Origin of the sequence: Pseudomonas sp. GL93 (genome assembly GCF_003408955.1) — a bacterium.
In the GTDB taxonomy this organism is placed as follows: Bacteria; Pseudomonadota; Gammaproteobacteria; order Pseudomonadales; family Pseudomonadaceae; genus Aquipseudomonas; species Aquipseudomonas paracarnis.
On the sequence record NZ_NKRF01000021.1, the window covers coordinates 56,395 to 69,938 of the forward strand.

The 13,544-nt window shown below is 62.0% G+C and carries 13 protein-coding genes and 1 pseudogene; 10 read left to right on the forward strand and 4 right to left on the reverse strand.

What is annotated here, in order from left to right; all coding sequences use genetic code 11:
• The first annotated feature begins 3 nt into the window (after window positions 1-3).
• From CER19_RS04945 to CER19_RS04955, 3 genes are all read left to right on the forward strand, one after another.
• Window positions 4-780: a peptidoglycan-binding protein gene (locus tag CER19_RS04945; RefSeq protein ID WP_116665577.1), complete on the forward strand. Its 777-nt coding sequence runs from the start codon at window positions 4-6 to the stop codon at window positions 778-780.
• 63 nt (window positions 781-843) lie between these two features.
• On the forward strand, window positions 844-1,947 hold the full coding sequence (gene dprA, locus CER19_RS04950; protein ID WP_116665578.1) for a DNA-processing protein DprA: 1,104 nt from the start codon (window positions 844-846) through the stop codon (window positions 1,945-1,947).
• Window positions 1,948-2,021: 74 nt separating this feature from the next.
• Window positions 2,022-2,579 carry an L-threonylcarbamoyladenylate synthase gene (locus CER19_RS04955; protein WP_105225266.1) on the forward strand — a complete coding sequence of 186 codons (558 nt, stop codon included), beginning with the start codon at window positions 2,022-2,024 and terminating at the stop codon, window positions 2,577-2,579.
• A 93-nt stretch (window positions 2,580-2,672) separates the two neighbouring features.
• Here the strand turns inward: CER19_RS04955 and CER19_RS04960 are convergent, their stop codons facing one another.
• Complete coding sequence (locus tag CER19_RS04960) at window positions 2,673-3,650, reverse strand: quinone oxidoreductase (RefSeq protein ID WP_116665579.1); 978 nt, start codon at window positions 3,648-3,650, stop codon at window positions 2,673-2,675.
• 178 nt (window positions 3,651-3,828) lie between these two features.
• On the opposite strand from CER19_RS04960, the gene hemF reads away from it, so the two are divergent.
• Window positions 3,829-4,761 (forward strand): oxygen-dependent coproporphyrinogen oxidase, encoded by a 933-nt coding sequence (gene hemF, locus CER19_RS04965; RefSeq protein WP_014716294.1) that lies wholly within the window; start codon window positions 3,829-3,831, stop codon window positions 4,759-4,761.
• Window positions 4,761-5,579, forward strand: a complete 819-nt coding sequence (gene aroE / locus CER19_RS04970; RefSeq protein ID WP_116665580.1) for a shikimate dehydrogenase — start codon at window positions 4,761-4,763, stop codon at window positions 5,577-5,579. The genes hemF and aroE overlap by 1 nt, the downstream gene beginning before the upstream one ends.
• Before the next feature lie 34 nt (window positions 5,580-5,613).
• On the opposite strand, the gene CER19_RS04975 is transcribed toward aroE, so the two are convergent.
• From CER19_RS04975 to betC, 3 genes are all read right to left on the reverse strand, one after another.
• Window positions 5,614-7,182, reverse strand: a complete 1,569-nt coding sequence (locus tag CER19_RS04975) for a SulP family inorganic anion transporter (RefSeq protein WP_116665581.1) — start codon at window positions 7,180-7,182, stop codon at window positions 5,614-5,616.
• Between the two features lie 155 nt (window positions 7,183-7,337).
• Window positions 7,338-8,252, reverse strand: a complete 915-nt coding sequence (gene choX, locus CER19_RS04980) for a choline ABC transporter substrate-binding protein (protein ID WP_116665582.1) — start codon at window positions 8,250-8,252, stop codon at window positions 7,338-7,340.
• Between the two features lie 18 nt (window positions 8,253-8,270).
• Window positions 8,271-9,785, reverse strand: a complete 1,515-nt coding sequence (gene betC, locus CER19_RS04985) for a choline-sulfatase (protein ID WP_116665583.1) — start codon at window positions 9,783-9,785, stop codon at window positions 8,271-8,273.
• Window positions 9,786-9,888: 103 nt separating this feature from the next.
• Here betC and CER19_RS04990 point away from each other — a divergent pair, with 103 nt between their 5' ends.
• The 5 genes and pseudogenes from CER19_RS04990 to CER19_RS05010 all read left to right on the forward strand — a co-directional run.
• Window positions 9,889-10,839: a LysR family transcriptional regulator gene (locus CER19_RS04990; protein WP_116665584.1), complete on the forward strand. Its 951-nt coding sequence runs from the start codon at window positions 9,889-9,891 to the stop codon at window positions 10,837-10,839.
• A 30-nt stretch (window positions 10,840-10,869) separates the two neighbouring features.
• The gene (locus tag CER19_RS04995) at window positions 10,870-11,196 is read left to right on the forward strand and encodes a DOPA 4,5-dioxygenase family protein (protein WP_014716300.1); all 327 of its coding nucleotides are present in this window, start codon (window positions 10,870-10,872) and stop codon (window positions 11,194-11,196) included.
• A gap of 176 nt (window positions 11,197-11,372) precedes the next feature.
• Window positions 11,373-12,332, forward strand: a complete 960-nt coding sequence (locus CER19_RS05000; protein ID WP_116665585.1) for a 2-dehydro-3-deoxygalactonokinase — start codon at window positions 11,373-11,375, stop codon at window positions 12,330-12,332.
• 1 nt (window position 12,333) lies between these two features.
• Window positions 12,334-12,954 carry a 2-dehydro-3-deoxy-6-phosphogalactonate aldolase gene (locus CER19_RS05005; protein WP_116665586.1) on the forward strand — a complete coding sequence of 207 codons (621 nt, stop codon included), beginning with the start codon at window positions 12,334-12,336 and terminating at the stop codon, window positions 12,952-12,954.
• A gap of 48 nt (window positions 12,955-13,002) precedes the next feature.
• Window positions 13,003-13,437, forward strand: a pseudogene (locus CER19_RS05010) (D-galactonate dehydratase); the annotation flags it as partial.
• Window positions 13,438-13,544 lie beyond the last annotated feature (107 nt).

The window sequence follows — 13,544 nt, forward strand, 5'->3', positions numbered from 1 at the left end:
CCCATGAGGAAATCGCTACTCGTCTTGCTGCTGTGGGCCCCATTCGCCACGGCATTGATTGCGCAACCCACTGAGCGCCTGGATCAGGCAGCGCAACAGGCCATCCAGCACTTTTTACTGCACAACCGTATTTTTGACTCACCCCAGGACCTGGACAACGCGCCTTACATTATTGCGGCGCAAGGCGGGCGCGTGCTGGGTGCCAACGACGAGCGTGTGCATGCGCGCGGGCATCTGGACCCGGCCCAGCCGAGCTACGGGATCTTCCGGCGGGGCAAGGCCTACACCGACCCCGTTACCCAGGAATTACTCGGCATCAATGCCGACGACATCGGCACTGCGCGCTTTGTGCTTGCCGACAGCCTCACCACCTTGGCAGTGCAACGGGTGACCCAGGAAATTCGCCCGGGTGACCGTTTGTTGCGCGCCGAGCCTCCCGTTGCTTTTGCCAACCTGGAACCCTGCAAACCTGCACCCTTGATTACAGGGCACATCATCGACATCCCCAAGGGCGTCACGCAGATTGGCGTGCTCGACGCTGTGACCCTGAACAAGGGCCGCCGCGATGGCTTGGTGGAAGGCCAACTGCTGACGGTGATCAAGGCTGGCGCCATCGTGCGAGACGCCCTCACCGGCACGCCCACACCACTCCCGGATGAGCGATCCGGCACCCTGCTGGTGTTTCGCACCTATGAAAAGCTCAGCTATGCCCTGGTGCTCAGTGCTTCACGGTCGCTGGCCGTGCAAGACCGTTTCGAGACGGCTGATCAAGCGCAATAAATAGCCTGCTAAATAAGTTACCAACAGAGTTATCCACAGCTTGTTCCGGTCAAGGATGATCATATGAATCCGATAAACAGTAGCGATATTTCCCCGGCAGAGCTGGAAGCCCGGCTACGCTTGCACAGGCTGCCAGAACTGGGGCCCAAGCGTTTTCACGTATTGATCCAAGCCTTTGGTTGCGCTTCCAAGGCCCTGAGTGCTCCCGCCAGCGCCTGGCGTTCCCTCGGTTTGCCCGCGGTCAGTGCCGAGGCTCGACGTAGCCCCAAAGTCCGTGACGGTGCCAGTGAGGCTTTGGCCTGGCTGGCGCGTCCGGCCCAGCATTTGCTGATGTGGGACCAACCTGATTACCCGGCGTTGCTCGCGCAGATCGACGATGCACCGCCGCTGTTATTCGTTGCGGGCGACCCCGGTATTCTGGAAAAACCACAGTTGGCCATGGTCGGAAGCCGGCGTGCCTCTCGCCCGGGCATGGACACGGCAGCGGCCTTTTCCCGCAGCCTGGCGAGCGCCGGTTTTGTCATCACCAGTGGGCTGGCGGTGGGCATTGACGGCGCGGCCCACCAGGCGGCATTGGACGTAGGCGGCCATACCATCGGCGTGCTCGGCACTGGCCTGGAAAATTTTTATCCACAGCGCCATCGCAGGCTCGCCGCCGCGATGATTGCCCAAGGCAGCGCCGTGGTTTCCGAGTTTCCGCTGGATGCAGCGCCCCAGGCCGGTAATTTCCCACGGCGCAACCGGATTATCAGCGGGTTGTCGCTAGGCGTGCTGGTGGTGGAGGCCAGTATGGCCAGCGGCTCGCTGATCACCGCACGCCTGGCGGCGGAGCAAGGGCGCGAGGTGTACGCGATTCCGGGTTCCATCCACCACCCCGCCGCCAAGGGCTGTCATCAATTGATCCGTGATGGCGCGGTGTTGGTGGAAACCATCGAGCACATTCTTGAAAGCCTGCGCGGTTGGCAGCGGTTGGCCCATGCTGCGCCGGTGCCCGTGACCCATCCGCTGGTGGCGCTGCTGCACGCGGCACCGCATAGCAGCGAAGCCTTGGCGATTGCCAGCGGTCGGCCGTTATCCCAAGTACTGGCCACCCTGACGGAGCTGGAGTTGGAGGGCCAGGTGATTTGCGAAAGCGGGCGCTGGCTGGCGCGGTGTCCGCTTTTGTAGTGGCCCGTTTTTGGCGCTAGGTTTTGTAACGAAGATCGGTAAACTGCCCAGAGCTTTAGTCCGGAGAGTAAACAATGGTCAACAGGTGGCGTGTGCTGGAAGCCGCACGGGAAATTCGCGCAGGCGCAGTGATCGCCTATCCGACCGAAGCGGTCTGGGGCCTGGGCTGCGATCCGTGGAATGAAGAGGCCGTGGATCGGCTGCTGGCGATCAAGAACCGCTCGGTCGATAAAGGCCTGATCCTGGTGGCGGACAATATTCGTCAGTTCGACTTTCTGTTTGAAGATTTCCCGCAAACGTGGATCGAACGCATGGCCAGCACCTGGCCAGGGCCGAATACCTGGCTGGTGCCCCATCAAGACTTGCTGCCCGAATGGGTTACGGGTGTGCATGAAACCGTTGCGCTGCGGGTCAGTGATCATCCGCTGGTTAGGGATCTGTGCGCCCAGGTCGGCCCGTTGATTTCCACCTCGGCCAACCCTCAGGGCCGCCCGGCGGCCCGCACGCGGCTTCGCGTGGAGCAGTATTTTCGCGGGCAAGTGGACCTGGTGCTGGGCGGTGCCCTGGGTGGGCGCAAGAACCCGAGCCTGATTCGGGACCTGGTGACAGGTGATGTGGTGCGCCCGTCCTGAGACCGCAGTGCACCCATCACAGGCAAGCCAGCTCCCACATTTGATCAGTGTTCGCCGTCAAATGTGGGAGCTGGCTTGCCTGCGATGAGGCCCTTAAGGCAGCAGAATGATTGAGCCAGTCGTCCTTCGCCCCGACAACTCCGTCTGCGCTTTGGCCGCCTCCGCCAGCGGGTAGCGCTGATTGATATCAATGCGCACCTTGCCACTTTTGATCATCGAAAACAGATCGTCCGCCATCGCCTGCAAGTTTGCCGCATTGTTGGCGTAGGTCGCCAACGTTGGCCGGGTTACGTACAGCGAACCCTTCGCCGACAGAATCCCCAGGTTCACCCCATCCACCGCACCCGACGCGTTGCCGAAGCTCACCACCAAACCCCGTGGCGCCACGCTGTCCAGGGAGGTCAGCCAGGTGTCCTTGCCGACGCCGTCGTACACCACCGGGCACTTCTTGCCGTCAGTCAGTTCCAGTACGCGTTGTGCGACATCTTCCTTGCTGTAGTCGATGGTTTCCCAGGCGCCGAGCGATTTGGCCAGGGCGGCTTTTTCCGGGGAACTGACCGTACCGATCAACTTCACCCCCAGGGCCTTGGCCCATTGGCAGGCCAGGGAGCCCACGCCACCAGCAGCGGCGTGGAACAAAATGGTTTCACCGCCTTTGAGCTCATAGGTCTGGCGCAACAGGTATTGCACGGTCAGGCCTTTGAGCATGGCACCGGCGGCCTGTTCAAAGCTGATCTCATCCGGCAGGTGCACCAGGTTGGCGGCGGGCAACACATGCAGCTCGCTGTAGGCACCCAGCGGGCCGCTGCCGTAGGCCACGCGGTCGCCGACTTTGAATTGGCTGACTTCACTGCCCACCGCATCCACCACGCCAGCGCCTTCCGCACCCAGGCCCGATGGCAGGGCGGGCGGCGCGTAGAGGCCACTGCGGAAGTAGGTGTCGATGAAGTTCAGGCCGATGGCCTCGTTGCGCACCCGAACCTGCTGTGGGCCAGGCTCCGCTGGCGTGTAGTCCACATATTCAAGTACTTCGGGGCCGCCATGGGCGCTGAACTGGATACGTTTGGCCATCTGCACTTCTCCTTGGGTTCGAATCTGCGTAGCCCCCTATCGGACTCCTAAGCTTGATCCTCGTCAACTGCTGCGCACCTAAGTGCAGTGGCATGTAGGCGCAGTGGTATCCTGTGCGCCCATTTGCCGCCGACGCCCCATGGGCCTCGCGTAGCTTTGCCCGATTCAAGGTGATGCCATGACTACCCGCACCGAGGCCGTTAAAGCCTACCTGCTTGACCTGCAAGACCGCATTTGCAGCGCCCTGGAAACCTTCGAGACGGACACTCGCTTTATCGAAGACGCCTGGACCCGGCCAGCCGGCGGTGGCGGTCGTACCCGTGTGATGGAAAACGGTTCGGTGATCGAAAAAGGCGGTGTCAACTTTTCCCACGTGTTCGGCAGCGGTTTGCCACCGTCTGCCAGTGCCCATCGCCCTGAACTGGCGGGCCGTGGGTTTGAGGCCCTGGGTGTGTCACTGGTGATCCATCCGCATAACCCACATGTACCGACTTCCCACGCCAATGTGCGGTTTTTCATCGCTGAAAAAGAAGGCGAAGAACCGGTGTGGTGGTTCGGTGGTGGCTTCGATCTCACCCCGTATTACGGCAATGAAGAAGACTGCATTCACTGGCACCGCGTGGCCGAGCAGGCCTGTGCACCGTTTGGCCCGGACGTGTACTCCCGCTACAAGGCCTGGTGTGACACCTACTTCCACATCAAGCACCGCAATGAGCCCCGTGGCATCGGTGGGCTGTTCTTCGATGACTTGAACGAGTGGGGCTTTGACACCTGCTTCGCCTTCATCCGCGCCATCGGCGATGCCTACATCGACGCCTACCTGCCGATTGTGCAGCGTCGCAAGGCCATGGCGTACACCGAGCAACAACGCCAGTTCCAGGAGTTCCGCCGGGGCCGCTACGTTGAGTTCAACCTGGTCTATGACCGTGGCACCCTGTTCGGCCTGCAATCGGGCGGGCGTACGGAGTCGATCCTGATGTCGCTGCCACCTCAGGTACGCTGGAGCTACGACTGGAAGGCCGAAGCCGGCAGCGAAGAGGCGCGCCTCACCGACTACTTCCTGCAAGACCGTGACTGGCTCGGCGTTGCCGCGCCCAAGGCGGCGGTGTGATGGACCGTTATGTCGTGTTCGGTAACCCCATCGGCCACAGCAAGTCGCCGTTGATTCACCGTCTGTTCGCCGCCCAGACCGGCGAGCAACTGGACTACAGCACGATGCTCGCGCCGTTGGAGGACTTCACCGCCTGTGCCCGTGAGTTTTTCCAACACGGCCGTGGCGCCAACGTCACCGTGCCGTTCAAGGAGGAGGCCTATCGTTTGGCCAATACGCTGACCGAACGGGCCCAGCGCGCCGGCGCCGTGAACACCTTGAGCAAACTGGCTGACGGCACGTTGTTGGGCGACAACACCGACGGCGCGGGCCTGGTGCGCGACTTGACGGCCAATGCCGGGCTGAGCCTGCAAGGCAAACGTATCCTGTTGTTGGGCGCCGGTGGCGCGGTGCGCGGTGCGCTGGAGCCGTTGCTGGCGCAGCAACCCTCGTCGTTGATCATCGCCAACCGCACCGTGGAAAAAGCCGAGCGGCTGGCTGAACTGTTCGATGACCTGGGCCCGGTGTCTGCCAGTGGTTTCGATTGGTTGCGTGAGCCGGTGGACGTGATCATCAATGCCACGTCGGCCAGCCTGTCAGGCGATGTACCGCCGATTGCCGGCAGCCTGATTGAGCCGGGCAAGACCTTCTGCTACGACATGATGTACGCCAAGGAACCCACCGCATTCTGCCGCTGGGCGAGCGAGCAAGGCGCGGCGGTGGCGATGGATGGCCTGGGCATGCTGGTGGAGCAAGCGGCGGAAGCCTTCTTGCTGTGGCGCGGTGTGCGTCCGGATTCGGCGCCCGTACTGGCCGAACTGCGCCGCCAATTGGCCTGATTCCATGCTCTGATGTGGGCACAGTTGATCGGGTTTAGTCTTCGAAATGGAGGGGGCAGTTATCCGGCCCCTCCAGCTTCATTAACTCCTCAACCACCTGCGGTCTGGCCCCACGCAACGTCAAGCTACGGCCCAACCCCGCCAGCCGCCGGGCCTCCTGGTGCAGCATCTCCACCCCGGAATAGTCGATAAAGTTGATCTGCTGCGCCTCGATCACCACCCGCTCACCCTGCAGACGTTGCAGGCGCACTTGCAGGTAATGGCTGGCGCCAAAAAAGATCGAGCCGCCCACCCGCAATACATCCGCTTCACCGTCGCGCCAGTGTTGCACCCGTGGCTGGGAGGTGCGCTTGAGGTAGAAAAACAGCGACGCCAGCACCCCGGCATAGATCGCCGTTTGCAGCTCCAACAACAAGGTGGCGACACAGGTCAGGCTCATCACCACAAATTCGGCGCGGCTGACCCGGAACAGCGCGCGAATGCCGCGGTGGTCCACCAGGCCCCAGCAGATCAGCAGGATGCTCGCCGCCATGCTCGGGATTGGAATATGCGCGATCAACGCTGCGCCAAATAATGCGAATAGCGCCACCCACAGGGTCGAAAACACCCCCGCCAATGGCGAACAGGCACCCGCCTCATAACTGAGGCCCGAGCGGGTGAACGATCCGGCTGACAGGTAGCCGGAAAAAAATCCGCCCACGATGTTGGATAAACCCTGGGCGCGTACTTCCTGGTTGGCGTCGAGCAGTTGTTGCGAGCGGGCGGACAGCGAACGGGCAATCGACAGGCTGGTCACCAACCCCAGCATCCCCACCGCCACGGCACTGGGCAGCAGGCGCAGCACCAGATCCAGATCCATTGGTAACGGGCTCAACGGCGGCAGTTTGCCAATAAACGAACTGACCCGTGCCACATGCCCGAACATCGCCGGCCACAGCCATGCCGCCAGGCTGCCCAACACCAAGGCGATCAACAGTGTCGGCCAGCGTGGCACCAGGTACTTGAGCAGTATGCCTGCCAGCAACGTACCCAGCCCAAGGGCCAGGGACGCGTGGTCCCACTCGCCACGATGGTCGATCAGCGCCAGCAGGCCATTGATAGCCGTGGCCTGGCTCGGTAAATCCAAGCCGAGCAGGTTGGGCAGTTGCCCCAGGGCAATCACCACGGCGGCGCCCAGGGTGAAACCCAGCACTACCGAATGGGAGACAAAGTTCACCAACGCGCCGAAGCGCAGTAGGCCCAGCAACCATTGGAACACCCCGGCGAGAAAGGTCAGCAACAGGATGAGGGTGATGTAGTCCTGGGAGCCTGGCACGGCCAATGGGCTGATGCTGGCGTAAAGCACGATGGAGATGGCGGCCGTGGGCCCGCAGATCAGGTGCCAGGACGAGCCCCACAGGCAGGCGATCAATACCGGGATGATGGCGGCGTAGAGCCCATACTCGGGTGGGAGACCGGCGATCAATGCGTAGGCAATCGACTGCGGCAGCGCAAGCACCGCACCGCTGAGGCCGACGACGGCATCCCGGCCGACGCTGGCGCGGGTTTGGCGCGGCAGCCAGCGCAGGAAGGGCAAGAGTGTATGGCGGTTGGGCCGGGGCATCGCAGGCTCGGGTAGAGGGTTTTGGCAAGAGTATCAATATGCATGGGTACTTGTGGGAGCTGGCTTGCCTGCGATGCTGACGCCTCGGTGTGACAGGCGTACCGGGCTGATGCTATCGCAGGCAAGCCAGCTCCCACAGGGGTCAGCGGCAAGCGTCAGAGTTTGGCTTTTACCGCCGGCAACGCCTCCTGGCCATCCAGGGTCTTCACGCCCTCCAGCCACTGGTCCAGCACCGCCGGGTTGGCCTTGATCCACGCTTTCGCCGCTTGCGCATTGCTGACCTTGTTGTTCGCCACGTCAGCCATGATGCTGTTCTCCATGGCCTGGGTAAAACTCAGGTTGGTCAGCAGTTTGCCGACATTGGGGCACGCTTGTGCGTAACCCTTACGGGTCAAGGTATAGACGCTGCCGGTGGCACCAAAGTACTGCTCGCCGCCCTTGAGGTAGTGCATTTTCAGTTGCACGTTCATCGGGTGCGGGGTCCAGCCGAGAAAGGTGATGAAACGCTGTTTCTTCACCGCTCGCGAGACCTCTGCGAGCATCGCCTGTTCGCTGGACTCGATCAGCTTCCATTGCCCAAGGTCGAAATCATTTTTCTTGATGATCTCCTGCAGCGAGATATTGGCTGGCGCGCCGGAGCCGATGCCGTAGATCCTCTTGTCGAACTTGTCGGCAAATGTGTTCAGGTCGGCAAAGTCATGCACCCCGGCGTCCCACACATAGTCCGGCACGGCGAGGGTGAACTCGGTGCCCTCCAGGTTCTTCGCCAGTTGCACCACATCGCCGTTGGCCACGAACTTGTCGTAGAAGCCTTGCTGCGCCGGCATCCAGTTGCCGAGGAACACATCCACCTGGCCGTCCTTGAGCCCGCCGAAGGTAATCGGCACCGCCAGGGTGTCGACCTTGGGTTGATAGCCCATGCCCGTCAGCAAGAAACTGGTGATAGCGTTGGTGGCGGCAATATCGCTCCAGCCTGGATCGGCCATCTTTACCGTTTCGCAGCGAGTGTCTGCGTACACCTGGGCGCTGCTGAGCATCACCAAACTCAGTACCACGGTCAACTTTTGCATGGCCTTCCCTCTGTCTACTTATTGGTTTTGGCAGGGTTGTGGAAAACGTGCCTTGCGCTCCAGGTCATCAAGGTCGATATGGTTGCGCATGTACTGCTGACTGGCGTCTACCAGTGGCTGGTGATCCCAGCTCTTGAGCTTGCCTTGGGTCAGCGCTTCAAACACCAGGCGGCGACGGCGTTGGCTGGCGAGCACCTGTTGATGGATCGCCGGGATGTCCCATTTAGCCCGTGCTTCACGCAAGAACGCCTCGAACAACGGCCGATGTTCAGCTGACTGGCTGAGGTTTTCCTGCTCGCTCGGGTCGTTGTGCACATCGAACAATAGGCAAGGATCCTCCTCGCTGTAGATGAATTTGTAGGCGCCCCGGCGAATCATCATCAAGGGGCTGACGGTGCCTTCGGCCATGTATTCGCCAAACACTTCGTCATGCCCGCCCTGCCCCTGCAAGTGCGGGACCAGTGAGCGGCCGTCCAGCGGCAAGTGCGGGTCCAGTTCGCCGCCGGCCAATTCCACCAGGGTCGGCAACAAGTCGGCGGTCGACACGGCCTGGGTGACGCGGCCAGCGGCGAACTGCCCCGGCGCACTGACCAGCAGCGGCACGCGGGCGGCCATTTCAAACCAGTGCATTTTGTACCAGAGGCCGCGCTCGCCAAGCATGTCGCCGTGGTCGCCAGAGAAAATGATCAGGGTGTCGTCGGCCAGGCCGATGTCTTCCAGGGTCTGCAGCAGCTTGCCGACGTTGCTGTCGATGTAGCTGCAGGCACCGAAGTAGGCGCGGCGGGCGTCGCGGATCTTATCCACCGGCAGCGGTTTGTCCCACAAGTCATAGACCTTGAGCAGCCGCTGGGAATGCGGGTCAAGGTCGGCCTGGGGCGGCGTCGCGGGCATTGGGATCTCGGTGTCGGCGTACAGGTCCCAGAACGGCTTGGGAATGGTGTAAGGATCATGAGGATGGGTCATCGACACGGTCAGGCAGAACGGCTGGTCGCCCGGCTCGCGGATGTGGTCGAACAGGTATTGCTGGGCCTTGAACACCACCTCTTCGTCGAAATCCAGCTGGTTGGTGCGCACGCACGGGCCGGCTTGCAGCACCGAGGACATGTTGTGATACCAGGTAGGACGTACGTCTGGCTCATCCCAGTTCACCGCCCAGCCGTAGTCGGCGGGATAGATGTCGCTGGTCAGGCGTTCCTCATAGCCGTGCAACTGGTCGGGGCCACAGAAGTGCATCTTGCCCGACAGCGCGGTGCGGTAGCCGAGGCGGCGCAAGTAGTGCGCATAGGTCGGCACATCGGCGGGGAAATCGGCGGCATTGTCGTAGGCGCCGATCTTGCTCGGCAACTGGCCACTCACCAAGGTGAAGCGCGACGGTGCGCACAACGGGCTGTTGCAATAGGCGGCGTCGAACACCACGCCTTGTGCCGCCAGGCGGCTGAGGTTGGGCAGCTTGATTGGGGAAGGCCCGTAGAACGGCAGCATCGGCGCGGCCATCTGATCGGCCATGATGAAAAGAATGTTCTTGCGCTTCATGGTTTCTCGGCATTCCATAGGCAGTGTTTATGCCAATGAGCATGCGGTCCATAAAATATGGGGTAAAGCCCATGCGCAGCAATGACTAGGATAAGTTGAGCTTATGTATGAAGCGCTGGGTCACCTCTCTCTCGATTTGCTGCGCGCCTTTGAGGCGGCGGCGCGCCATCGCAGTTTCACCGCGGCCGCGATGGAGCTGGGGACAACCCAACCGGCGGTCAGCCAGCAAATCAAACGCCTTGAAGAGCAACTGGCGATCCGCCTGTTTGACCGCATTTATCGCGGCATCGAACTGACCGACGCCGGCGCCCTGCTGTTCGAGCATGTGCAAGGCGGCCTGCAGAATATCAACCAGGGACTTGGTGTCATCACTCAACAAGGCCAGCATGAGGTGCTGCAAGTTGCCACCGACTTTGCCTTCGCTGCTTATTGGCTGATGCCGCGCCTGCATCGCTTCCACCAAGCCAACCCGCAGGTGGATGTCAGTCTGGTGACCAGTGAGCGCAACCACGCCACCCTGCGCAGCGATATTGATGTGGCGGTGCTGTTCGGCGATGGCCGTTTCAAGCAGGGCGAGAGCCTGTGGTTGTTCAATGAGGAGGTGTTCCCGGTGTGCAGCCCGCAGTGGCTTAAGGAACAAACCGCGCCCCTGACGGTGCACACCTTGCAAGACTGCCCGTTGCTGCACCTGCGCCAGGAAAACAACAGCCGGTGGTTCGACTGGAACGGCGTGTTCCGGGAATTGGGTATCGCGGCTGCGCCGACTCCTGGGCAATTGCGCTTCGACAACTACACCTTGCTGATCCAGGCCGCGATTGCCGGCCAGGGCGTCGCCATCGGCTGGCGCCACCTGGTGGATAACCTGCTGGAGCAGAATTGGCTGTGTCGACCGATCAGCCCCACGGTGACCTCGCGCTTGGGCTATTACGTGGTGCAGCCCCAGCGCAAACGCCGCGAGCAGTTGGTGGACCGCTTTGTCGAGTGGCTGGTGGCGGAACAGGCCAGCAGTGCGCAGTCGTTGACCGGGCTGGCCCTGCCGTCGATAGCGGTCTAGGATCGGCACACAGTGGAACCGGAGTCTGTCATGCAACGTATCAAGGGCTACCACGCCCATATCTACTTCGACGCCAGCACGATCGAGCAGGCGCGCACGCTCTGTGAAGACGCCGCCAAGTTGTTCCCGCTGCGCATGGGCCGCGTGCATGAGCGGCCCGTAGGCCCGCACCCGGACTGGAGTTGCCAGCTGGCGTTCGAGCCGGAATATATCGGCGTGGTGTTACCGTGGCTGGCGCTGCACCGCAATGGTCTGGTGGTGTTCCTGCACCCTGAAACCGGTGATGACCTCAAGGATCACACCGATTACGCCATCTGGATGGGCGCGATGCGCGAACTGGACCTGTCTATTTTTTAGCCTTTCCTACCCGATAACCCCGCGTCTTTCCCTAAGTAAAAACAGGAAGGGTTGTAGGATTTATCTTGTCCTGTCTCACTATATGGGATTGATATTTATATATTGAGATATTCCGCGCCCTAGGTTTATATTCGCCCATCTGCTTTTTTCAGCACCCACTCATTTCAGGTGAAGCGATGCAGGCGCAATTGATCGCGCTCGATTGGGGGACCAGCTCCCTTCGTGCTTACAAACTCGGCCCCGCGGGCGTTGTGCTGGAACAGCGCTCGCAAGCCTGGGGCATCATGCATTTGCCCACAGAGCGCCGGGAAATAGCCGGTGTGCTGTGCACTGACGGCTTTGAACTGGCGTTCGATAGCGCCTGTGGCGATTGGCTTGATGCCCAGCCCGGGCTACCGGTGATCGCTTGCGGCATGGTCGGCAGCGCACAGGGTTGGAGCGAGGCGGCCTATCGCAGCACGCCCGTGGATGTCGCCAGCCTCGGCCAGGCGTTGCATGGCATACGCACCCTGCGCGGGGTGCAGGTGCATATCGTGCCGGGGGTGATCGAGCAAGTGGGTCTGCCCAATGTCATGCGCGGCGAAGAAACCCAAGTGCTCGGTGTACTGCAAGGGCTTGGGCCCCAGGTGTTGATTGGCCTGCCTGGCAGCCATTCCAAGTGGGTCGAGGTGGTGGAAGGCCGCATTACCCATTTCGATACTTTCATGACTGGCGAAGTGTTTGCGGTGTTGAGCAAGCACAGCATCCTGGGGCGCACCCAACAGGCGAGCGAGCACTTCCAGGCCGAGGCGTTTGATCAAGGCGTGCGCGTGGCGCTGTCCAACGATGGCCAGCGTGGCGTGCTCTCGACCCTGTTCAGTGCCCGTACCCTTGGGCTCACCGCGCAGCTGGCGCCCGACCAGCAACCCGATTACCTGTCTGGCCTGCTCATCGGCCATGAACTCGCCGGCTTGCCAGATTCGGCCAAACATCAGCCGATCATTCTGGTCGGCGCTGCTGCACTTTGCGCCCGCTATCAACGCGCCCTCGCCCTTTGCGGCTTTGTCCACGTCAGCCTGGCGCAAGAAGCCACCGAGCGTGGCCTGTGGCAACTGGCGCAAGCCGCCGGGCTCATTCGACCTGTACTGGAGGCCTGACATGCTCAAGCAAGCACTCGCACAAAACGGTTTGATCGCCATCCTGCGCGGCCTACGCCCCGACGAAGCCCAGGCGGTCGGCCAGGTGCTGTACGACGCGGGTTTTCGCGTGATCGAAGTGCCGCTCAACTCGCCAGACCCTTACACCAGCATTCGCACCCTGCGCGACAGCTTGCCCGCCGATTGCCTGATCGGTGCCGGCACGGTGTTGACGCCCGAGCAGGTCGACCAGGTCAAGGCGGCCGGAGGCCAGGTGATCGTCATGCCCCACAGCGATGCCAAGGTGCTGCGTGCCGCCAAAGCGGCGGGCCTGTACTTGTCGCCTGGGGTAGCCACGCCTACCGAAGCCTTTGCCGCACTGGCCGAAGGCGCCGATGTGTTGAAGCTGTTCCCGGCCGAGCAGATGGGCCCTTCAGTGATCAAGGCGTGGCTGGCGGTATTGCCGGCGGGCACGTTGCTGCTGCCGGTGGGCGGCATCACCCCGGACAACATGCAGGTGTTTACCGACGCCGGCGCCAAGGGCTTCGGGTTGGGTTCCGGGCTGTTCAAGCCGGGCATGACAGTGGATCAGGTTGCGAGCCGTGCCCAGGCTTATGTCGCCGCCTGGAAAGCCCTGAGCTGAGAACATATTCCGCGCCCACAGGCGCTGCATCTATAAGAGAGACAAGAGATGAAAATCACCAAACTGACGACCTTTATCGTTCCGCCGCGCTGGTGCTTCCTCAAGGTCGAAACCGACCAGGGTGTGACCGGCTGGGGTGAGCCTGTGGTCGAGGGCCGCGCTCACACGGTGGCCGCCGCCGTCGAAGAACTGTCCGACTACCTGATCGGCAAAGACCCACGCAATATCGAAGATATCTGGACCGTGCTCTATCGCGGCGGCTTCTACCGAGGCGGCGCGGTGCACATGAGCGCCCTCGCCGGTATCGACCAGGCGTTGTGGGACATCAAGGGCAAGGCTCTCGGTGTGTCGGTCAGCGATCTGCTGGGCGGCCAGGTGCGTGACAAGATCCGCGTGTACTCATGGATCGGCGGGGGTCGCCCCCCCCCCCCCGCCCGTGCTGCCAAAGAGGCCGTGGCGCGTGGCTCACGGCGGTAAAAAAACGGCACCGCGACAAAACAGGCGCGTGCCCGCGCTTGGAGAAAAAACACCACGCCGGCCCCACGCACCGCCCCGCACGGGACGCGGGCGGCCCTCAGCGTCTCTCTCTT

Coding starts and splice junctions, on each gene's coding strand:
- CER19_RS04955 (WP_105225266.1), top strand. CDS start 2,022: ATGGTCAACAGGTGGCGTGTGCTGGAAGCCGCACGGGAAATTCGCGCA.
- hemF (WP_014716294.1), top strand. CDS start 3,829: ATGACTACCCGCACCGAGGCCGTTAAAGCCTACCTGCTTGACCTGCAA.
- CER19_RS04995 (WP_014716300.1), top strand. CDS start 10,870: ATGCAACGTATCAAGGGCTACCACGCCCATATCTACTTCGACGCCAGC.
- CER19_RS04975 (WP_116665581.1), bottom strand. CDS start 7,182: ATGCCCCGGCCCAACCGCCATACACTCTTGCCCTTCCTGCGCTGGCTG.
- dprA (WP_116665578.1), top strand. CDS start 844: ATGAATCCGATAAACAGTAGCGATATTTCCCCGGCAGAGCTGGAAGCC.
- CER19_RS04960 (WP_116665579.1), bottom strand. CDS start 3,650: ATGGCCAAACGTATCCAGTTCAGCGCCCATGGCGGCCCCGAAGTACTT.
- aroE (WP_116665580.1), top strand. CDS start 4,761: ATGGACCGTTATGTCGTGTTCGGTAACCCCATCGGCCACAGCAAGTCG.
- CER19_RS04990 (WP_116665584.1), top strand. CDS start 9,889: ATGTATGAAGCGCTGGGTCACCTCTCTCTCGATTTGCTGCGCGCCTTT.
- choX (WP_116665582.1), bottom strand. CDS start 8,252: ATGCAAAAGTTGACCGTGGTACTGAGTTTGGTGATGCTCAGCAGCGCC.
- CER19_RS05005 (WP_116665586.1), top strand. CDS start 12,334: ATGCTCAAGCAAGCACTCGCACAAAACGGTTTGATCGCCATCCTGCGC.
- CER19_RS04945 (WP_116665577.1), top strand. CDS start 4: ATGAGGAAATCGCTACTCGTCTTGCTGCTGTGGGCCCCATTCGCCACG.
- betC (WP_116665583.1), bottom strand. CDS start 9,785: ATGAAGCGCAAGAACATTCTTTTCATCATGGCCGATCAGATGGCCGCG.
- CER19_RS05000 (WP_116665585.1), top strand. CDS start 11,373: ATGCAGGCGCAATTGATCGCGCTCGATTGGGGGACCAGCTCCCTTCGT.